The 20,023-nt window shown below is 72.0% G+C and carries 20 protein-coding genes; 13 read left to right on the top strand and 7 right to left on the bottom strand.

The window, feature by feature from the left end; translation table 11 throughout:
• Window positions 1–99 precede the first annotated feature (99 nt).
• On the top strand, window positions 100–912 hold the full coding sequence (locus JNK12_10480; GenBank protein ID MBL8776351.1) for a helix-turn-helix domain-containing protein: 813 nt from the start codon (window positions 100–102) through the stop codon (window positions 910–912).
• Window positions 913–993: 81 nt separating this feature from the next.
• Here the strand turns inward: JNK12_10480 and JNK12_10475 are convergent, their stop codons facing one another.
• Window positions 994–2,064, bottom strand: coding sequence for a ferritin-like domain-containing protein (locus tag JNK12_10475; protein ID MBL8776350.1), 1,071 nt, complete (start codon window positions 2,062–2,064; stop codon window positions 994–996).
• Window positions 2,065–2,166: 102 nt separating this feature from the next.
• Here JNK12_10475 and JNK12_10470 point away from each other — a divergent pair, with 102 nt between their 5' ends.
• The 6 genes from JNK12_10470 to JNK12_10445 all read left to right on the top strand — a co-directional run bounded on the left by JNK12_10470 (window position 2,167) and on the right by JNK12_10445 (window position 6,882).
• A complete protein-coding gene (locus JNK12_10470) occupies window positions 2,167–3,366 on the top strand; it encodes an alkane 1-monooxygenase (GenBank protein ID MBL8776349.1) in 1,200 nt (399 codons plus the stop codon).
• A gap of 10 nt (window positions 3,367–3,376) precedes the next feature.
• Window positions 3,377–4,015 carry a TetR family transcriptional regulator gene (locus tag JNK12_10465; protein ID MBL8776348.1) on the top strand — a complete coding sequence of 213 codons (639 nt, stop codon included), beginning with the start codon at window positions 3,377–3,379 and terminating at the stop codon, window positions 4,013–4,015.
• Window positions 4,016–4,132: 117 nt separating this feature from the next.
• A complete protein-coding gene (locus JNK12_10460; GenBank protein MBL8776347.1) occupies window positions 4,133–4,576 on the top strand; it encodes a hypothetical protein in 444 nt (147 codons plus the stop codon).
• Between the two features lie 52 nt (window positions 4,577–4,628).
• On the top strand, window positions 4,629–4,955 hold the full coding sequence (locus JNK12_10455; protein ID MBL8776346.1) for an SHOCT domain-containing protein: 327 nt from the start codon (window positions 4,629–4,631) through the stop codon (window positions 4,953–4,955).
• Between the two features lie 125 nt (window positions 4,956–5,080).
• Window positions 5,081–6,028, top strand: a complete 948-nt coding sequence (locus tag JNK12_10450) for a TIGR03557 family F420-dependent LLM class oxidoreductase (protein MBL8776345.1) — start codon at window positions 5,081–5,083, stop codon at window positions 6,026–6,028.
• A 68-nt stretch (window positions 6,029–6,096) separates the two neighbouring features.
• Window positions 6,097–6,882 (top strand): DUF72 domain-containing protein, encoded by a 786-nt coding sequence (locus tag JNK12_10445; protein MBL8776344.1) that lies wholly within the window; start codon window positions 6,097–6,099, stop codon window positions 6,880–6,882.
• Here JNK12_10445 and JNK12_10440 read toward each other — a convergent pair.
• Window positions 6,864–7,475 carry an NAD(P)H-dependent oxidoreductase gene (locus tag JNK12_10440; protein ID MBL8776343.1) on the bottom strand — a complete coding sequence of 204 codons (612 nt, stop codon included), beginning with the start codon at window positions 7,473–7,475 and terminating at the stop codon, window positions 6,864–6,866. The two genes, JNK12_10445 and JNK12_10440, sit on opposite strands and share 19 nt — an antisense overlap.
• A 50-nt stretch (window positions 7,476–7,525) precedes the next feature.
• Window positions 7,526–7,942, bottom strand: coding sequence for a MarR family transcriptional regulator (locus JNK12_10435; protein MBL8776342.1), 417 nt, complete (start codon window positions 7,940–7,942; stop codon window positions 7,526–7,528).
• Window positions 7,943–8,013: 71 nt separating this feature from the next.
• On the opposite strand from JNK12_10435, the gene JNK12_10430 reads away from it, so the two are divergent.
• Window positions 8,014–9,843: a chloride channel protein gene (locus tag JNK12_10430; protein MBL8776341.1), complete on the top strand. Its 1,830-nt coding sequence runs from the start codon at window positions 8,014–8,016 to the stop codon at window positions 9,841–9,843.
• Here the strand turns inward: JNK12_10430 and JNK12_10425 are convergent.
• The gene (locus tag JNK12_10425) at window positions 9,825–10,391 is read right to left on the bottom strand and encodes an FABP family protein (GenBank protein MBL8776340.1); all 567 of its coding nucleotides are present in this window, start codon (window positions 10,389–10,391) and stop codon (window positions 9,825–9,827) included. The two genes, JNK12_10430 and JNK12_10425, sit on opposite strands and share 19 nt — an antisense overlap.
• Before the next feature lie 82 nt (window positions 10,392–10,473).
• On the opposite strand from JNK12_10425, the gene JNK12_10420 reads away from it, so the two are divergent.
• The 3 genes from JNK12_10420 to JNK12_10410 all read left to right on the top strand — a co-directional run bounded on the left by JNK12_10420 (window position 10,474) and on the right by JNK12_10410 (window position 14,359).
• Window positions 10,474–11,685, top strand: a complete 1,212-nt coding sequence (locus tag JNK12_10420) for a hypothetical protein (GenBank protein ID MBL8776339.1) — start codon at window positions 10,474–10,476, stop codon at window positions 11,683–11,685.
• 471 nt (window positions 11,686–12,156) lie between these two features.
• On the top strand, window positions 12,157–13,458 hold the full coding sequence (locus tag JNK12_10415; GenBank protein ID MBL8776338.1) for an HlyC/CorC family transporter: 1,302 nt from the start codon (window positions 12,157–12,159) through the stop codon (window positions 13,456–13,458).
• Window positions 13,459–13,507: 49 nt separating this feature from the next.
• Window positions 13,508–14,359, top strand: a complete 852-nt coding sequence (locus tag JNK12_10410) for a zinc metalloprotease HtpX (protein MBL8776337.1) — start codon at window positions 13,508–13,510, stop codon at window positions 14,357–14,359.
• Window positions 14,360–14,395: 36 nt separating this feature from the next.
• On the opposite strand, the gene JNK12_10405 is transcribed toward JNK12_10410, so the two are convergent.
• The 3 genes from JNK12_10405 to JNK12_10395 are packed head-to-tail and all read right to left on the bottom strand — an operon-like array spanning window position 14,396 to window position 17,053.
• Window positions 14,396–15,376, bottom strand: coding sequence for a potassium channel protein (locus JNK12_10405; protein MBL8776336.1), 981 nt, complete (start codon window positions 15,374–15,376; stop codon window positions 14,396–14,398).
• Between the two features lie 10 nt (window positions 15,377–15,386).
• Entirely contained in the window at window positions 15,387–15,638 is a 252-nt protein-coding gene (locus JNK12_10400; GenBank protein MBL8776335.1) for a DUF2277 domain-containing protein, read from the bottom strand.
• A gap of 59 nt (window positions 15,639–15,697) precedes the next feature.
• A complete protein-coding gene (locus JNK12_10395; GenBank protein MBL8776334.1) occupies window positions 15,698–17,053 on the bottom strand; it encodes a carotenoid oxygenase family protein in 1,356 nt (451 codons plus the stop codon).
• A gap of 96 nt (window positions 17,054–17,149) precedes the next feature.
• On the opposite strand from JNK12_10395, the gene JNK12_10390 reads away from it, so the two are divergent.
• Window positions 17,150–19,366 carry a molybdopterin-dependent oxidoreductase gene (locus JNK12_10390; GenBank protein MBL8776333.1) on the top strand — a complete coding sequence of 739 codons (2,217 nt, stop codon included), beginning with the start codon at window positions 17,150–17,152 and terminating at the stop codon, window positions 19,364–19,366.
• A 4-nt stretch (window positions 19,367–19,370) separates the two neighbouring features.
• Window positions 19,371–19,976, top strand: a complete 606-nt coding sequence (locus JNK12_10385; protein MBL8776332.1) for a phosphatase PAP2 family protein — start codon at window positions 19,371–19,373, stop codon at window positions 19,974–19,976.
• Window positions 19,977–20,023: the final 47 nt, after the last annotated feature.

The following is a 20,023-nucleotide window of genomic DNA, read 5'->3' as shown; positions in this document are numbered from 1 at the left end:
GGGGAAGGGTGCGCCGCCGCTCGCGCCGAGGGAAGGGCGCGTCCATCCAGGGACCGCCACCACCACCCTCGCCGACGCCACCTGTGGTCCACTGGCGGGATGCGCCGCAGCGACCTCGCCGAGTTCCTCAAGGCGCGCCGGGCCGCGGTCTCACCCGAGGATGCCGGCCTGCCCACGGGTGGGCGCCGACGCACCCCAGGCCTGCGCCGGGAGGAGGTGGCGTTGCTCGCGGGCGTCTCGGTCAGCTGGTACACGTGGCTGGAGCAGGGTCGGCCCATCAACGCCTCGGCCGACGTGCTCGACGCGGTGGCCCGGGTGCTGCGCCTCGACCCGGTCGAGCGCGACCACCTCTTCGAGCTCGCCGGCCACACCACCCACGGCGTGACCGCCACGACGGCCGACGTCACCGTCCCCGAGGATCTCGACGCACTGCTCGACGCGCTGGAGCCCGCCCCTGCCTACGTCCTCGGCCCCCGCTGGGAGTACCTGGCGTGGAACCGCGCGCAGGCCCGGCTCTACCCGGCCATCGACGCCCTGCCCGACGACGAGCGCACCCTGGTCTGGTCGGTGTTCGCCCGCCCCGAGGGTCGCGCCCTCATCGTCGACTGGGAGGACGAGGCCCGACGGGTGCTCTCGCAGTTCCGGGCCGACATCACCCCGCATCGCGACGACCCCGCCACCGTCGCACTGGTCGAGCGCCTGCGGGCCGCCAGCCCCGAGTTCGACGCCTGGTGGCCGAGCCACGACGTGGCCGGACTCACCTCGAGGCGGCGGCGCTTCCACGGTCCCGACGGCGCCGTGCTCACGTTCGCCTACCAGGTGCTCATCGCCGCGGGAACCCCCGACGCCCGCCTCGTCGTGCAGCTCCCCGCCGACGAGGGCACCCGAGCCTGGGCCGCCGGCGTCACCTGATCCCACCACCCTGACCGTTCTGGTACCTACCTGGCTACGCCAGCGTGGCGAGCCGTGTACCAGATGGGCGGGGTTCGAGGGTCAGCCGGCGGTGCGGGCGACGTCGGCGAGGGACTCGGCGCCGGCGATCGACGCCAGCTCCTCGCTGGCGGTGTCGAGGTGGTCGGCGAACTGGGCGACCTGGAGGTCCTCGAAGCACTGGCGGACCCGCGGGGTCATCAAGCCGAGCTTGTTGACGTTGGGGACGATCTTCGAGAACAGCACCTGGCGGAACATGATCATGAGGGGATTGGTGGCAGCGAAGGCCTTGCCCTCCTCGACGTCGACCTCGAGGCGCTCCCACAACTGCTCGAGCAGGAAGCGGCGGTACATCAGGTCGGTGGCCTCGAGCAGGAACTCCTCTCGGTCGGCCAGCTCGGCCGACGACAGCTGCGGGACGACCTCCTTGAGGGCCAGCACCCCGAAGGCCACGTGACGGGCCTCGTCGCGCATGACCAGATCGGTGATCTGCTTGATGACCGGGTCGTTGAACATCACGTTGCCCATGCCGAACGCGGCGAGGGCGAGGCCCTCCACCATGATCTGCATGCCGAGGTAGGTGATGTCCCAGCGCTTCTCGGTCATGATGTCGACCAGCAGCGCCTCGAGAGGCTTCGAGATCTCGTACTCGTGCCCGGGCAGCTTGGTGTTCAGGTAGGTGGCGTAGGCCTCGACGTGGCGGGCCTCGTCGTTCACCTGGTTGGCGGCGTAGTACTTCGACTCGATGTCGGGCACCGTCTCGACGAGGCGGGCGGTGGCCACCAGCGCGCCCTGTTCGCCGTGCATGAACTGGCTGACCATCCAGGCCTGGAGCTCCCAGCCCACGACGGCGCGCTGTTCCTCGGTCATGCCCGCGAACGGCGAGTCCGGCGCGTCGAGGTTGAGGAAGCTGCCGATCATGGCGCGCTCCTCCTCGCTCAGCGACGGATCAGGCTCACCCCAGCAGACGTCGGGTGACCAGTCGACGTCAGTCGTCGCGTTCCACTGGGACACCTTGCCCTTCTCGTAGAGGCGGGTGAGCTGGACGTTCGACGGCTCGTAGTCCCAGGTGAACTGGGTGACGGACTCGGCCTCGACGAGGAGGTTGTCGGTCTCGGCGGCGACGGGGTGCATGGGTGGGCCTTTCCCGTCCGGGCCGTGCAGCCGGACCTGGACGTAGGTCGGTCGGATGCAAAGCATCTTGACATATGGGTCTGATTTGTACAAGGTGCGGACATGGCGCTCTCCGATGTCCACGCATCCGGCCCCCTGACCGACGACGACGACACCCCCGCCCCGCGCTCCTGGCGCGACCCTCGCCGAGCGTTCTGGCCGCTCGCCCTCGTGGTGCCCCTCCTGCCCTTCGTGGCCGGCGGTCTGGTCGCGCTCACCGGCTGGAGCGGCTTCTGGTGGATCGGCCCGGTGCTCGTCTTCGGGCTGATGCCCCTGTTGGATCAGGCACTCGGCCTCGACACCCTCAACCCTCCCGAGGACGCGACCGCCGCCCTCGACGCCGACCGCTACTACCGCCGCCTCACCTACGCCTACCTTCCCCTCCAGTTCGCCTCGCTGGTGTGGGCGTGCTCGATGTGGGCCTCGGGCGAGCTGTCCACCTTCGCCGCCCTGGGACTCGCCGTCACCGTCGGCTGCGTGGCCGGCATCGCCATCAACACCGCCCACGAGCTCGGCCACAAGCACCCCACCCTCGAGCGGTGGCTGGCCAAGGTCGCCCTCGCCCAGTCCGCGTACGGCCACTTCTACGTCGAGCACAACCGGGGCCACCACCAGCGGGTGTCCACCCCCGAGGACCCGGCGTCCTCGCGCTTCGGCGAGAGCTTCTACGCCTTCGTGCCCCGGACCGTCGTGGGCGCCGTCCGCTCGGCCCTCGAGATCGAGCGTGACCGACGACGACGCGCCGGTGAGCGCTTCTGGTCCCCCCGCAACGACGTGCTCAACGCCTGGGCCATGACCGCGGTCCTCTTCGGCGGCCTCATCGCCGTGTTCGGCTGGGCCGTGGCGCCCTGGCTGGTCGTGCAGGCGGTGCTCGGGTTCCTGCTGCTCGAGGTCGTCAACTACATCGAGCACTACGGCCTGCTGCGCGAGCGCAAGGAGAACGGCCGTTACGAGCGCTGCCGGCCCGAGCACTCCTGGAACGCCAGCAACGTGGCCTCGAACGTGCTGCTGTACCAACTGCAGCGCCACAGCGACCACCACGCGTACCCCACCCGCCGCTTCCAGACGCTGCGCCACTTCGACGACGTGCCGCAGCTGCCCACGGGCTACGCGGGGATGGTCGTGCTGGCCACGGTCCCGCCGCTGTGGCGCAAGGTCATGGACCCCCGGGTCCTGGCCTTCTACGACGGCGACCTGACCCGGGTCAACGTCCACCCTCGCCGGCGGGCGCGACTCCTCGCCGCCCACGGGGCCGAGGCGTAGGGTCGACCCCGTGAGCACGATCGAGGGCGGCGACGAGGCGGGCGGCCCCCGGCGCTTCGCCGACGCGTCGAGGCTCCTGCTGCGCAGCACGGTGTTCGGTGCCATGGACGACCTGGCCGCCGACCGGCCCTGGGGGTCGATCACGATGGCCGAGGTCGCACGCGCCGCCGGCGTGAGCCGCCAGACGCTCTACAACGAATTCGGCTCCCGCGACGAGCTCGCCCAGGCCTACGTCCTGTGGGCGTCCGAGCAGTTCCTCGACGAGATCCAGCGCGTCGTCGGCGCCCGCTCCGACGACCTCGGCGGTGCGCTCGAGGACGCCTTCCGGGTGTTCCTCGAACTGGCCGCCGAGCATCCCCTCGTCCGTGCCCTCGAGGCCGCGACCGGCGCAGAGGGCCTCCACGCCCTCGTCGCCAGCTCCGCCGGGCTGCCCGTCCTGCTCACGAGCACCGACCGTCTCACCGAGTTCGTGCTCGGCAACTGGCCCGAGCTCCCGGTCACCGAGACCCGGCTCGTGTGCGAGTTGCTCGTCCGACTCGCCATCAGCCATGCCACCGTCCCGACGGTGCCACCGGCCGTGGCGGCCGAGCAGGTCAGCACCGTCCTCGGCCCCTTCCTGGCCGAGGTGCGAGCGGCGCTCCCGGGCTGAGCTGGCCCTCGGGCGCCGTGCGGGCGTCTCGTCCATTCCGGGTGGTGACCCGCTGTAATCGCTGGGATACCCTCGGCTCGACGCCAACCTCATGGCCGCGACAACAAGGAGCCGCTGGTGACCACGGACGCCGAAGCGATCGGGCCGATCGACTTCATCCTCATCGAACTCGACCCCGACAAGGTGCGCGGCGAGGCCGCGGCCGCCGTCCTCGACCTCGTGGAGAGCGGCATCATCCGCCTCTTCGACGTGGCCCTGCTGGCCAAGGACCTCGACGGCAACGTCGCCGCCGTCGACCTGGCCGACGTCGCCGCGGAGGCCGCGGGTGACTTCAGCGCCATCGCCGGGGCCCAGTCGGGCATCCTCGACGACGAGGACATCGTCGCCGCCGGCGAGGCTCTCGAGCCGGGCAAGCTGGGCGCCCTGCTGGTCTACGAGAACGCCTGGGCCGCCCCCTTCGTGGGCGCCGTCCGCCGGGCCGGTGGCGAGCTCGTCGCCTCCGCCCGCATCAACGCCGCCGACGTGCTCGACGCGCTCGACGCGCTCGAAGCCGCCGACTGAGCGACCAACCAGACCGACAGAACCGCACGCACGAGACCCAGAGGAGAACGACATGCCAGGACTGCTTCGAGGCGTCGCCCGCACCGCCGTCGTGGCCGGCACCGCCACCGCCGTGAGCGGCCGGGTGCAGCGCCGCCAGGCCGAGAAGTACGCCAGCCGTGACGCCCAGATCTATGCGGACCGCAACGCCGCGTACCAACAGGACGTCTACCAGCAGCAGGCGCAGGCCGCCCCGCCCCCGCCCCCGCCGGCCCCCGCCGCCGCGGCCGCCGACGAGACGCCGGCCGACCAGATCGCCCGCCTGGGCGAGCTGAAGGCCCAGGGCCTGCTCACCGACGAGGAGTTCGCGGCCGCCAAGGCCAAGGTCCTCGGCATCTGAGCCCACCCCACGCCTGACCCGGGGCGACGGTGGCCGTATCCCGGCCGCCGTCGCCTCGTGTCGTTTTCGCTCGCCGACGACCGCCGGGGTTCTGCCCGCCGCCGCCTGCCGGGTAGACGGCGGGAATGGAGATCGGTTCCTTCCTCTCGTCCGAAGAGCACGGCCCGCGGGATCTGGTGGCCATGGGCCGCCAGGTCGAGGAAGCGGGCTTCGAGCGGGTGTGGATCTCGGACCACTTCCACCCGTGGTCCGACCGTCAGGGCCACAGCCCGTTCGTGTGGTCGGTGCTCGGTGCGTTGGCCACCACGACCAATCTGACCCTCACCACCGCGGTGACCTGCCCGACCATCCGCATCCACCCGGCGGTCGTGGCCCACGCCGCGGCCACCACCGCCGTGCTCTCCGGGGGCCGTTTCCGCCTCGGGGTCGGCACCGGCGAGAACCTCAACGAGCACGTCCTCGGCGACGCCTGGCCCGAGGCCGAGGTGCGCATGGAGATGCTCGAGGAGGCGGTCGAGGTCATGCGCCTCTTGTGGGAGGGAGGCGTCCAGAGCCACCGTGGGCGGCACTACACGGTCCAAAATGCCCGCCTCTACGACCTCCCCGACGAGCCCGTCGAGGTCATCGTCTCGGGATTCGGCCCGAAATCGGCCGCGCTCGCGGGCCGGATCGGCGACGGCTACGCCGTGACGGGGCCCGACGCCGATCTGGTGAGCACCTTCCAGGAGGCGGGAGGCGCCGGCAAGGCCGTCGAAGGCGGCTTCAAGGTCTGCTGGGGCGAGGACGAAGCCGCCGCCCGCAAGGTCGCCCACGAGCTCTGGGCGCAAGCCGGGGTCCCGGGTGAGCTCAACCAGGAGCTGCCCATGCCGGCCCACTTCGAGCAGGCCGCCGAGCTCGTGACCGAGGACCACGTGGCCGAGAGCATCGTGTGCGGCCCGGACCCCGAGCGCTACGTGGCGAAGATCCAGGAGTACGACAAGGCGGGGTTCACCGCGGTGCACGTGCAGCAGGTCGGTCCGGACCTGACCGGCTTCCTCGACTTCTACCGCCGCGAGGTCGCCCCCCGGCTCTGAGGCCGGCGCGGCGCAGATCGGGACCGACGGCCATGGTCGGCGTCGATCCGACGTGGTCTCCTCAGGACGTGACCACATCGATGACGGGGCGGGCCCGCATCGGGTGCTCCGGGTGGGTGTACAAGGACTGGCGGGGCGTGATCTACCCGGCGGGGCTCCCCCAGCGACAGTGGTTCGCCCACTACGCCGACCACTTCGACACCGTCGAGATCAACAACACCTTCTACCGGCTCCCCCCGGCGTCCACCGTCGAGCATTGGGCGGAGCAGGCGCCGCCCGGGTTCCTCTACGCCCTCAAGGTGGGCCAGTACGGCAGCCACCGCCGCAAGCTGCGCGACGCTCCCGTGTGGCTGGCCCACCACCTCGAGCGGGTCGACCTGCTCGGTGGGCACCTCGGCCCCAATCTGCTGCAGCTCCCTCCGCATTGGGGCCGTGACGTCGCCCGCCTCGACGAGTTCCTGGCCGCCGCACCCCGCCGCCTGCGGTGGGCGGTGGAGGTGCGCGACCCCTCGTGGCTGCACGACGACGTCTTCGCCACGCTCGAGCGCCATGGTGCGGCCCTGTGCCTCCACGACCTGCTCCCCGACCACCCGTGGCTGCGCACCACCGACTGGGCGTACGTGCGCTTCCACGGCCCCCACGCCCTGACCGAGAAGTACGTCGGCCGTTACGGCGGGCGTCGCCTGTGGCGGACCGCCGACCGACTGGCCGGATGGCTGGACGAGGGCACCGACGTCTACGCCTACTTCAACAACGACTTCGACGGCCACGCCTGGCACGACGCCGCCTGGCTGGCCGATCGCCTCTCGCACCGCTCTGCGCGGGTCGACGCTGTTCAGCCGACCGAGGGATAGGGGTCGCCGGCCAGCAGGCGGGCGAGGTGCACGGCATTGGCGGTCGCGGTCTGGACCGTGGCCTGGACCTTCTCGGGCACCTCGTCGAGGTCGGCGAAGTCGGTCGAGCCCATGGCCTCGCCCACCCAGTACGCCATGCCGTTGGCGGGCACGGTGAAGCCGATGTCGGCGAGACCCTGGTAGAGCTGGGCGCCGACGTGGTGGGCGCCGTCCTCGTTGCCCACCACCGCCACCAGCGCCACCCGGTCGACGGTCGGCATCTGGCCGCGGTCGTCGGTCTCGGAGATGAAGGCGTCGAGACGCTCGAGCACCCGCTGGGCGGGGCTGGCGGGGTGGCCCATCCAGATGGGCGTGCCGAACACGAGGATCTGCGCCCCCAGGATCTGCTCGCGGATTGCGGGCCAGGCGTCACCGTCCCCCTCGTCGTGGCTGACCCCCGTGGCGACCTGGTGGTCGACGATGCGCACGCCCGGGCCGCCGGTCACTCCCGCGTCCAGCAGCTGGGCGCGGACGAGGTCGAGCATCTTGTCGGTGCTCGACGGCGCCGGCGAGCGCTTGAGGGTGCAGTTCAGGTAAGTGGCGGTGAGCTCCATGCCCGACCGCTACCCGCTGAGGACCCCAGGGAGAAGCGACCGGGGCCCGCTCAGGTCCCGAGCCCCTCCCAGAGCGATCGCATCCGCGGCGCCAGACGGGCCAGCTCCTCATGGTGAGCGGCAGCCAGCGCGGCCAGGCGTCGGGCACCCTCGTCGGTGAGACCCACCCGGACGACCCGGGCGTCCTCCTCGTCCGCCACCCGCTCGACCAGGCCCGCCGCCGCCGCCCGGTCCACGAGCTCACCGGCGCTGTGCGGCCGCAGCAGCAGGTACTCCGCCACGTCGCCGACCGTCGGCGGCTCGCCCCCGGGATGACCCCGCACCGCGAGCAGGAGCTGGTGCTGGGCCGGGGTGATCCCCTCGTTCCTGGCCTGCGCCTCACTCCAAGCCAGGAAGCGGCGCAGGCCCGTGCGTAGCCCGAGCAGGCGCTCGTACTGCTCGTCGGTGACATCGTCGGGAACGGTCATCCCATCACCGGTCGATTGCACGAAACCTCGTTCCACGAGCTATTTCTATCGTGCCACGATATGTTTTGGCCGTGCACTCTGCTCTCGTCCGTCACCGGCGCGCGCTCGCCCGTCATCACGGCGATCAACGTACGCCGCCGGCCCGCCTCGCCTTCCTGACCCTGCTGGCCACCGTGCTCGGCCTGCTCGGCGGCGCCGCCGCCTGGGTGCTCGTGCACCTCATCGGCGCGATCACCAACGTCGCCCTCTTCGGCCAGTGGGGCTGGGACTTGCCCGACTTCGCCGACCTGTCCCGCAGCCCCCGCCTCGTGATCGTGCCGATGGCGGGTGGCCTCGTCGTGGCCCTCCTCGCGCGCTGGGCCCCGGTCATCCGCGGCCACGGCATCCCCGAGGCCATGGAGGCGGTCCTCACCCGAGAGAGCCGCATCCAGCCCCGCACCGCCGTGGCCAAGCCGCTCTCCGCCGCCGTCGCCATCGGCACGGGCGGCCCCTTCGGGGCGGAGGGGCCCATCATCGTCACCGGAGGCGCCCTGGGCTCCCTGATGGGCCAGGTCCTCTCCATGAGCGCCGCCGAACGCAAGGTCCTGCTCACCGCCGGCGCCGCCGCAGGCATGGCCGCAACCTTCGGCACCCCGCTGGCGGCCGTGGTCCTCGCCATCGAGCTGCTGTTGTTCGAGCTGTCGTCGCGCGCCCTCATCCCCCTGGTGGTGGCCAGCGCCGTGGCCGCTGGCATGCACTCGCTGCTCCTGGGCGACGGTCCCCTCTTCGCCGTGCCCCACCACGCCTTCTCGGGACTCGGTCAACTGCCCTACTTCGTCCTCCTCGGCCTCGCCTGCGGCCTCCTGGCCGTGGTGATCTGCCAGGGGCTGTTCCTGGTCGAGGCCGGCTACCGCCGCCTGCCCGTCGGCGACTTCTGGCACCCCGTGATCGGCGGGCTCGCCTTCGGACTCGTCGGGCTCCTGGTGCCGCGGGCCCTCGGCGTCGGCTACGGCGTCATCGACGACATCCTCAACGGCCGTCTCGCCGTCGGCGTGGTGGCCGCCATCGCCCTCGCCAAGTTGGTGGCCTGGTGGCTCGCCCTGGGCTCGGGGACCTCGGGCGGCACCCTCGCACCCGTCCTCCTGGTGAGCAGTGGCTTCGGCTACCTCGTGGGTGCCGGCTTCGACCACCTCGTTCCCGGCGCCGGCCTGGCCCCGGAGGTGTTCGCCCTCGTGGCCATGGCCGCGACCTTCGGGGCCAGCACGGGTGCGGCCTTCGCCTCCATCGTGTTCGTGTTCGAGCTGACCGGGGACTACGACGTGATCCTGCCGCTGATGGTCGCCACCGTCCTGGCCGACCTCGTCGGCGGCAGTCTGCTGCGCGACCGGCTCATGACCGAGAAGCTGCAACGGCGCGGGCTGCGGGTCCACCGCGAGTACGAGCCGGACGTGTTCCGGGCCACCTCGGTGCGCTCGGTGATGGCCACCCCGGTGGACACCTTGCCGGTCGACGTGACCCTCACGGAGGCAGAGGCCGCGTTGCGGGCCACCGGCCACGACGCCCTGCCTCTCGTCGACGACGACGGACGGTGCGTCGGCGTCGTGTCGGCCGCCGACCTCCTCGGCGACGGCGGCAGCGATGAGGGCGTCGACGCCGCGACGGCCGCGCGCACCCTGGCCGGGCCCCTCACCGCCGTCGCGCCCGACGACACCGCCCTCGCCGTCCTGCACGCGTTCGTGGACGACGGGGCCGACCACGTCCCGGTCCTCGATGGCGACGACCGTTGCGTGGGCATCGTGACCCGCGTCGACCTGTTGCGCCTGCGAGCCGCCGCCAGCGCGCACGAGCGGCCGGCGGACGGGTGGGCCCGTCGTCTCCGACGACGGGAGGCCGCCGCTGTTGCTCAGACCTCTAGCGCGTAGGCCACCGTGCGCTGCATCGTGTTGCGGTCGGTGTGGTGCAGGAGGTCGGGCAGGTTGCTCATCTTCAGCACCGAGTCCTCCTCGTAGGTCATCTCGCCGTCCCCCACCGTGACGGTCACCTCGTAGTGGACGCACTTGGCGTTGGCGTCGAGGTACGGGTTGGTGGCCATGCCGTAGTCGGTGCCGTCGGCGTCGGCCACGAGCGTGAAGGTGGTGGCGTCGGCCGCCGCCGCCCCGCCGGCCAGGATGGCCGAGCCCCGGGGGATGATGAAGGCCCGCATCACGTGGCCGAGCTCGGCGTCCCACAGCCAGTAGCCCAGCTCCGTGTGGAACGGGTTGACCTCGTCACCACGCCACATGGCCGACTTGTAGTCGAGGCCGTAGAGCACCTGCCGACCGTTCTCCACGGGACCGAAGGGCTTGAAGGTGGCCTTCTCCCGGTAGGGCGTCTCGGCCACCTCCCCGATGTCGTGGTGGAAGGAGACGTCCAGCCCCTGGTCGCCCTCCCACTCGCCGGCCAATGCCTCGAGCGGTCCGAGAAGTGTCATGGCCGGAACGTAACCCGTGGGAACGCCCGGGGGCAGGGGCGAAGGTCACGTGGTCGGCCGACCAGGCACCAGACTGCGGGGCATGAGCTGGCGTTACGAGGACGGCGGACCGCAGCGCCGCCAGGTGGTGGACGGCGGGCTCCACCTGGGCCCGGGGCGCGGCCTCGAGGTCGCGACCCGCGTCGCCCCGGCGGCGACGATGGTCGTGACCGACGAGGCGGGCGCCTACTTCCTGCTGCGCCACACGGCCGGCGACGGCGCAGTCGCCCTGGTCGAACGCATCGACCCGGTCAGCCTCGAACCGGTCGCCGAGTCGCCTGAGCTCGCCGGCGGGCCGGTGTGGCCCGGGGGAATCGGCGTCGCCCCCGACGGCGCGGTCCACGTGGTGTTCGGCAACCACGCCCACCGCCTGGACGCCGAGCTACAGCCGACCCACGCCGCGGAACTCCCCCGCGACCGGCCGTACAACAGCTTCGTGGCGCTGGCCGACGGCCACCTCGTGACGAAGGACTTCGGTGGGTCGCTCCCTGGCCGGCACGTTCCCGCCGCCGAGCGCGAGCCCTGCGAGCTGATCGCCCTCGACCCCGACGACCTCACCGTCGTCGACCGCCTCGTGCTGCCCGAGGCCTCGATCGCCCGTCTCTCGGCCGACGGCCACACGGTCTACGTCGTCGGCGACACGCACCTGCTCCGGGTCGACTGGATCGGGGGTCACCTGCGCCTGGATGAAGGGTTCAGGGCCCGGTACCGGACGCTGGCTGGTCAGACCTACGGCTGGGACTGCGTCCTCGCCGCCGGCGCCGCCTGGTTCCTCGACGACGGCGAGGGCAGTGAGCACTACACCGGCACGCTCCGCGGCCACGGCGTGTCCACCGCACCGCTGCACCTCGTGCGCGTCGACCTCACGACGGCCGAGGTGGCGATGGTCGAGGTGTGCGGTCGGCCGGGTGGTCTCGTCGCCAACCCCCCGGTGGTCGACGAGGCCCGCGGCGTGGTGGTGGGTTACGACAGCGGTAACGGGGTGCTGGCGGGCTTCGACCTCACGACCCTCGAGCGCCGGTGGCGCCACGACCAGGACCACGGCGGCCACCTCCTGCTCTACGCGGGGACCGGTGAGTTGGTCACCGGGGACCATGCCGACGTCGTGGTGCGCGACGTCGTCACCGGCGACGAGCTCGCCCGCGCCGACAACGGGATGGGCATCCAATCCGTCCTCTTCCCGTGCCCCGGGCCGAGCGGAGACTTCTACATCTGCACCTTCCTCGGGGCGTCACGGGTGACCGTCGCCGGGTGAGGCGTCGCCCGTCGGGCCCGCGGCGGTGACCGGTACGCTCGAATCGACCGATGCCCCCGCACCGAGAACCACCCGCACGCTCCGCCAACCCGCTGCTCGCGGTCTTGGCGCTGCTCGTGCTGCTGGTGGCGGGAGCCGGTGCGATGATCGCACCAGCGGCGACCACCGCCCTGGCCTCCACGGGCACCGTCGTCGAGGAGGTGCGGCTGAACGAGCCGTCCAGGCTCCGCCGCCGTCGCCGTCGATCGACCCGAGCCCGGTGCCACCACATCCGGACAGGCCAGCACGGAGCACTGATCGCCTCCGACCGGACGACTCGGCGCTGGCCGCGGTCGCCTGGTGCCGCCTGCCCTCCTGAAGCGGCGCGCTGGTCGAGCCCTCCCCGACGCGGTCCACCCCTCCTCCCCACCTCCGCCTGAGCGGGCGCATGGCGCGCCCGCGCCGCCGAGTCGATGTCCGAGGAGGCATCCCTTGAACGATCTCCTGCCCCAACTGGGCCTGGTCGCCGTCCTGGTCGCGCTGAACGCCGCGTTCGCCGGCACCGAGATGGCCCTCGTGTCCCTACGTGAAGGCCAGCTCCAGCGCCTGGAGGCGCAGAGGGGCGCCGGCGCCGTGCTGGCCGGACTCGCGCGGGAGCCGAACCGGTTCCTGGCCACGATCCAGGTCGGCATCACCCTTGCCGGGCTCCTGGCCTCGGCAGCCGCAGCGGTGTCGCTCGCGGTCCCGCTCGAGGCACCGCTGTCCTTCCTCGGCAGCTTCGCCGAGCCGGTGGCGGTCACCCTCGTCACGCTCGTGCTCGCCTACGTGACCCTCGTCCTGGGCGAGCTCGCCCCCAAGCGGCTCGCCATGCAGCGCGCCGAGCGGTGGGGCCTCGTCGCCGCACGTCCGCTCTCGGCGATGACCGTCATCACCCGTCCCGTGGTGTGGTTGCTCTCGCGGTCGACGGACCTCGTCGTGCGGGTGCTCGGCGGGGACCCGTCCCGCCAGCGCGAGGAGGTGACCGAGGAGGAGCTCCGCGAGCTCGTGGCGGCGCAGCCGAGCTTCACCGCCAAGCAGCGCGACATCATCGACGGGGCCTTCGAGGTCTCCGACCGGACCCTGCGTCGCGTGCTGCGGCCGCGTCGGGACGTGTTCGTGCTCGACGCGTCCGAGCCGGCCGAGCGCGCCCTGGCGCGGCTGGCCGCGTCCGGCCACTCCCGGGCACCGGTGGTGGCGGGAGGCTCCCTCGACGAGGTGCTCGGGGTCGTCCACCTCCGCGATCTCCTCCTGCTCGACCACGAGACCGTGGGTGAGGTCGCATCGGAGGTCTTCGCGCTCCCCGAGTCCGCCGCCGTCCTGGACGCGCTCCACGAGCTCCAGGTCCGCCACCAGCAGCTCGCCGTCGTCGTCAACGAGCACGGGGCCACGGCGGGCATCGTCACCGTCGAGGACCTGATCGAGGAGCTGGTCGGGGAGATCTACGACGAGTCCGATCCCGACGTGCTCGCCGTGCACCCCCGAGCCGACGGCAGCCTCGTCCTGCCGGGCACCTTCCCGGTGCACGACCTTCCCGACGTGGGGGTCACCGGGATCCCCGACGGCCCGTACGTGACCGTCGCCGGCCTCGTCCTCGACCGCCTCGGCCGCATCCCCCGCTCTCCCGGCGACGTGATCGTGGTCGACGGCACCGCCTTCGAGGTGACGGCCACCGAGCATCGGGCCATCACCCAGGTGCTCGTCCGATCCGCGGCGACACCGAGCGAGCGGGAACACACGCGCCGCTCGCAGCGTTAATACCTGTAGCTAGATACATGAACAAAACTTCTTACGAAAGGCCTTTTCCGTGTTCCGCAACACCGTGAAGACCACCATCCTGCTCGCCGGCCTCGGCGGCCTGCTGGTCGCCATCGGGTCGCTCTTCGGCACGATCGGCGCCGTCATCGGCGCCCTCCTGGGCCTGGCCATCGTCGGCGGCTCCTACTGGAAGAGCGACACCCTCGCCATCCGTGCCGCCCGGGCCGTGCCCGCCGACGAGGCCCGGATGCCGGAGTACTTCGCCGTCATGCGCGACCTCTCCGACCGGGCCGGGATCCCGATGCCGCGGTTGTACGTGTCACCTGAGATGCAGCCGAACGCCTTCGCCACCGGGCGCAACCCCGAGCACGCCGCGGTCGCGGTGACCGAGGGCCTCCTCGCCGTCTGCTCCTGGGACGAGGTGCGGGGCGTGCTCGCCCACGAGCTCGCCCACGTCCGCAACCGCGACATCCTCATCGGCTCGGTGGCCGCCGCGGTCGCCACCGGCATCTCCTTCATCGCCAACCTCGCGATGTGGGGGGCCATGCTGGGCGGCGGCGACGACGAGGACGGCAACCCGTTCGCCCTGCTGATCGCGGCGCTGGTCGCGCCGCTCGCCGCCGGCCTGCTCCAGATGGCACTGTCGCGCAACCGCGAGTTCGAGGCCGACCGCAGCGGCGCCGAGCTGATCGGCACGGGTGAGCCCCTCGCCCGTGCGCTCGAGAAGCTCGAGGTCACGGCCGCTCGCGTCCCGATGGACGTGGCGCCCTCCCAGGCGCAGGCTTACATCGTCAACCCGCTGACCGGGCGCGAGGTCCGCTTCGCCAACCTGTTCCGCACCCACCCCACCACCGCCGAGCGGGTGGCTCGGCTACGCAGCGAGACGGTCCAGCCCGTCTGAACGAGGCGCCGTCCGACCGGTGGCGCTGGACGGCGATCAGCCGACCAGCGCCACCAAGGCGTCCAGCTCGTCCTGGGTGCCGATGGCGATGACGACCTGACCTGCCTCGAGATCCGTGTCGGGATCCGGGTTGGTGAGGAAGTTCCCGCGCTCGTCACGGAGGGCGAGGACCAGCGCTCCCGTGCGGTCCCGGATCGAGGCGTCCCGCAGTGACCGACCCACGAGCACCGACGCCGCCCCGATCGGCACCTCCTCGAGCCGGAACTCGAGCGTGCGCTCGTGCATGACGACGTCGAGGAAGGCCGCGACGTGCGGCCGCAGCACGAACGCCGCCATCCGTGCGCCACCGATGCTCTGCGGATTGACGACACGGTCGGCACCGGCCCGGCTCAGCTTGTAATCGCTGTCGCTCGACCGGGTGCGGGCGACGATGAACAAGGTGGGATTCAGGGCGCGGGCGCTGAGCGTGATGAACGAGTTGGCCGCGTCGCTGTCGGCCGCGGCCACCAGCGCCGACGCCCGGTCGATCCCGGCGCGCCGCAAGATGTCGTCCTCGGTGGCGTCGCCCACGACGGCGTGCACGGCGCCCTCGAGCGCCTCGGGCTCGGTGTCGATCACGACGAGGGGACGGCCCGCCTCCGCCAGCTCGGTGCCGATGGACCGGCCCACGCGACCCCAGCCGCAGATGATCACGTGGTCCTGCATCGAGGCGATGGTCTGTTCCATGCGGCGTCTCCCCAGGAGCTCGTTGAGGCGTCCTTCGAGGATGGTCTCCACGAGGACGCTGAAGGCGTAGAGGACGGCGCCGGCACCCACCAGGATCAGCACCATCGTGAAGATCTGCTCGGCCGCGCCGAAGGGCTGTACCTCGCGGAAGCCCACGGTCGCGACCGTCGTGACCGTCTGGTAGAGCGAGTCGAGGACCGTGAACCCGAGCAGGAGGTAGCCGAGGGTCCCGACGGCGAGGACGACCACGAGCGCGGCCACCGCCCCGGCGAGGCGCCGCCCGTGGTTCATGTTGCCGACGCTAGGCGCGGGCGGCCAGGCGGCGGAGCGGTGGGTCGTTCTTCGGGGGCTGCTTGCGAGGAGGGAGGTCGGCGAGCAGGTGGGCCGAGATGTGGGCGATCTCGGCCACGGCCTGCTCGAAGCGCTCCTCCACCGTGGCGTTCGGGTGGGTGATGCCGCTGATCTTGCGCACGAACTGGCGTGCGGCGGCCTCGACCTCCTCCTCGGTGGCAGGCGGCTCGAGACCACGGAGGGTGGTGATGTTTCGGCACATCCCCGCGAGGGTACGGCTCCCACACCGCCCGCGCTCCGGTGCTGCGGGGTGCCGGCGGCTCACACGCCGTCGGGCAGCCAGTTGCCGTGGAACCCGTCCGGGACCCGCACCGGCAGGTGCACCCGGGCGACGGGACCGGCGACCAGATCGTCGGCGGCCACCACCACCAGGTCGCTGCGACCCGCCTCCCGGTCGGTGGCGTAGCCGACCAGCCAGCCCTCGGACTCGGACGCCCCGACACCGCGCGGCACGAAGACCACCTCGCCGAAGGCCCAGCTGGGGCCGAGGTCGAGCGTCTCGGTCGTGCCGCGCTCGACGTCGATCCGGTGCAGCGGCATGTGCACCGACCCCGGCGTGCCGATCTGGACGGCGTAGCCGAGCCGATGGGCCGTCCCCGTGAGGCGCTCGTCGATGCGGGGGAACTCGATCGGGAGGTCGGTCAGGACAGCCACCGCGGTCGTGCCCGCGGCGGGATCGAGCGTCCAGCGCTCGGTGCGACTGGTCCCCTCCCCCGGCCCGAGGCGGTCGACGTCGAACACCTTGGGCCAGACCACGAGGTCGAGCACGATGCGACCATCGCCCACCTCGAACGCGTTGAAGGCGTGGAAGGCGAAGCCCTGCGGGACCTCGCACCACCGCACCGCCTCGGCCGGCCCGTCGAGCGGGAGCACGCCGACGCGCGCCGGCCGTGACGGGTTCCAGGCGTAGGGGAGGTCCTTGCCCGCCATGGCCTCCTCCAGGTCGAAGGTCACGGGGAAGTCGAACAGCAGCACGTGGCGCTCGGTGATGGCGCAGTCGTGGACCATGATGCGGTCGTCCATGGGCACGACCACGTCTCGCTCGACCCGGGCGTCGGGGCCGACGACCACGTGGTGGATCGCCTCCTCCGGCCAGTGGTACGTGACCGCGTGGAAGCGGCCGGTGCGGGGATCCCGGTGCGGGTGTGCGCTGAAGGCCCCCGAGAGGGTGCCGTCGAAGTCGACCGAGGCGATCGTCTCCAGCTCGTCGGTCAGCTCCACCGGCGGGTTGCCGGCCTCGACCAGCGCGAACGTCCGACCGGCGATGGCCACCACGTTCGTGTTCACCGAGCCGCTCACACCCTCGGCCTGGCGCGGCGTCGGGACGGCGGGCTCGCCGAGCGCCTCGGTGACGTTGGCGGTGCGGACGTAGCGGTTGCGGTACCAGCGGGCCTGCCCTCCGTCGAGGCGGACACCGTGGACCATCCCCGCGCCGGTGAACCAGTGCTGGGTGAGCGGGTCGGGGTCGATCGGGTTCGGGCCGTTGCGCACGTAGCGTCCGACCAGCTCCTCGGGCAGCGTCCCGGTGACGGGGAGGTCGGCCACCGTCCGCTCCTCGACCACCGGCGCCAGTGCGCCGTCGACGTAGTTGCGGACGGGAGTGGGGATCGTGCTCATCGTCGGCCTCCTGGGGTCTCCCGGTTGATTCGCCGCCCAAGCATGCCCGGATCACCGCCGCCGACCGGTCGCCCGTCACTGCCTAGGCTGCGACCCATGGGGGAACGACAGGTCCATCTGCGCACGTGTCCGCTCTGCGAGGCAATGTGCGGGCTCGAGGTGCACGTCGAGAACGAGCGCGTGGCGGTCATCCGGGCGGACAAGGACGACGTGTGGTCGAAGGGCTACCTCTGCCCGAAGGGCACCACCCTGGGCCGCCTGCACGAGGACCCCGACCGCCTGAGGGTGCCCCTGATCCGTGACGGTGACGACTTCCGCGAGGCGACGTGGGAGGAGGCGTTCGCCCGCTGCGGCGAGCTGCTGTCGGGCGTCATCGCCGAGCACGGCAAGCAGGCGGTCTCCGCGTACATCGGCAACCCGACGGCCCACAACTTCTCGCTCGGGCGGTACGTCGGGCTGTTCGTGGGCCTGGCCGATCTGCCCGTCATCTACTCGGCGGGCACCGTCGACCAGTGGCCCAAGAACGTCTCCACGATGCTGCTCTACGGGCACATGTGGTGGATCCCGACCCCCGACATCCAGCGCACCGACCACTTGGTGGTCCTCGGCGGCAACCCTCAGGCATCCCAGGGCAGCCTGCTCGCCTGCCCGGACGTCCTCGGCGAGATCGAGGCGATCCAGGCCCGCGGTGGCAAGGTCGTGGTCGTCGATCCCCGCCGCACCGGCACCGCCGACGTGGCCGACGAGTGGGTGCCCATCGTGCCCGGCACCGACGCCGCCCTGCTGCTGGCCATGGTCCAGGTGCTCTTCGCCGACGACCTCGTCGACCTCGGCGGCTTGGCCGACCTGGTCGAGGGCCTCGACGTCCTGGCCGCCGCGGCGGCGGACTGGACGCCCGAGCGCGTGGCCGCCACCTGCGGGATCGACGCCGCCACCATCCGGCGCATGGCCCACGAGGTGGCGGCGGCGCCGACCGCGGCGGTCTACGGGCGCATCGGCACGTGCAACCAGGAGTTCGGCACGCTCGCCTCGTGGCTGGTCGACGTGGTCAACCTGCTCACGGGCAACTTCGACCGAGCCGGCGGCCTCATGTTCGGTAACCCCGTGGCGTGGGGGGTCAACTCCCTGCCGCTGCCCGACTTCGCCGACGGTGTCACCTTCGGGCGCTGGTCCAGCCGGGTGCGGGGCACGCCCGAGGTGCTGGGGCAGGTTCCGCTCTCCTGCATGGCCGAGGAGATCGCCACCCCTGGTGAGGGTCAGATCAAGGCGCTGGTCACCATCGCCGGCAATCCCGTGATCAGTGCGCCCGACGCGGGCCGTCTCGACGAGGCGCTCCCCGAGCTCGAGGCGATGATCTGCGTCGACAACTGGCTGAACGAGACCACCCGCCACGCCGACGTGATCCTCCCGGGGCTCTCCGCCCTCGAGCAGCCCCACTTCGACGACCTCATCACCATGTGGGCGATGCGCTCGGTGGCCAACTTCTCCCCCGCGGTCTTCCCGCCGGCCGACGACCGGCCCGCCGAGTGGGAGATCCTCACCCGCCTCGGCGCCATGATCGCCGGCTTCCCGGCCGACGACATCGACGTGGGGATGCTCGACGACGGCTTCTTCGCGGCACTGTGCGAGGCCCAGGGCGTGGACGCCGCCGCGGCCATGGCGCACTACGACCACGGCGGGCCCGAGCGTCTGCTCGACCTCCAGATCCGCACCGGGCCGTTCGGCGACCGCTACGGGGAGGTGCCGGACGGGCTCACCCTCGACGCGGTGAAGGCACGCCCCCACGGCGTCGACGAGGGCCCGATGGTCCCGCGCCTCCGGGAGCTGCTGAACACGCCGTCGGGCACCATCCCCATCGCCCACCCCTACTTCCTGGCCGACCTCCCCCGCCTGGCCGAGCGCCTGGAGCGACCCGCGACGGGTCTGGTGCTGACCTCCCGCCGCCACCTGCGCTCGAACAACTCGTGGATGCACAACGTCGAGGTGCTGGTGAAGGGCAAGGACCGCTGCACGCTCCTGATCCACCCCGACGACGCCGCCACCTCGGGCGTGGCCGACGGCGAGGTGGCTCTCGTCCGGTCCGAGGCAGGGGCCGTCGAGGTCGCGGTCGAGGTGAGCGACGAGATGATGCGCGGCGTGGTCTCCCTCCCCCATGGGTGGGGCCACGACAAGGCGGGCACCCGTCTCTCGGTCGCCCGCGAGCACGCCGGCGTCAACAACAACCTGCTCGCGCCCGGCCACCTGATCGACCCGTTGAGCAACAACGCGGTGGTCAACGGCATCCCCGTCGAGGTGGCGCCCGCCGGCGCCTGACAACGTGAACGTGACCACCCTCGGCGCCATCGTCCTCGGGCTCTCGCTCCTCGGGCTCTCGCTCCTCGGCGCCCGCCACCCGACGATCCACCCCACGGAGCAACGGGTGTTCCGGGCGGTCAACGGCCTGCCCGACTGGTGCTACTGGCCCCTGTGGCTACCGATGCAGCTCGGCAACCTCGTGGTGGGCACGGCAGCCGGCCTTCTCCTCGCGCTCGTCTGGGGTGATGTGCGCCTGGCCGTCGGCGTGCTCGCGGCCGCCGCGCTCAAGCTCTTGGCCGAGCGACTCATCCGTCGATGGATGGCGCCCTATCTCGCGGTACGGCAACGCCCGGGCACCAGCGAGCCGGGCGCGACGCTGCGCGGCGACGACGTGCCCTCATCGGGCATGAGCTTCCCCTCGGGCCACATCGTGCTCGTCGCCGCCATCACGGCGGTGATCGCCGACGACCTCGCCATCGCCTGGCTGGGGCTTCCCGCCCTCCTCACCCTGGCCGTCATGGTCGGACGGGTCTACGTCGGCGCCCACAACCCCCTCGACGTCACCGCCGGCCTCGGCGCCGGACTGCTCGCCGGCGGGCTCGTCGGCCTCGCGCTGAACCTGTCCTGAAGCGCTCCCGCGGTGCGCCCGGTGCGCCGGCGCACGATGATGGGGTC

Source organism: Acidimicrobiales bacterium (assembly GCA_016794585.1).
Lineage (GTDB): Bacteria > Actinomycetota > Acidimicrobiia > Acidimicrobiales > DATDAH01 > JAEUJM01.
Note: the sequence above shows the minus strand (reverse complement) of the source record. Positions and strands in the feature narration are given on the sequence as shown.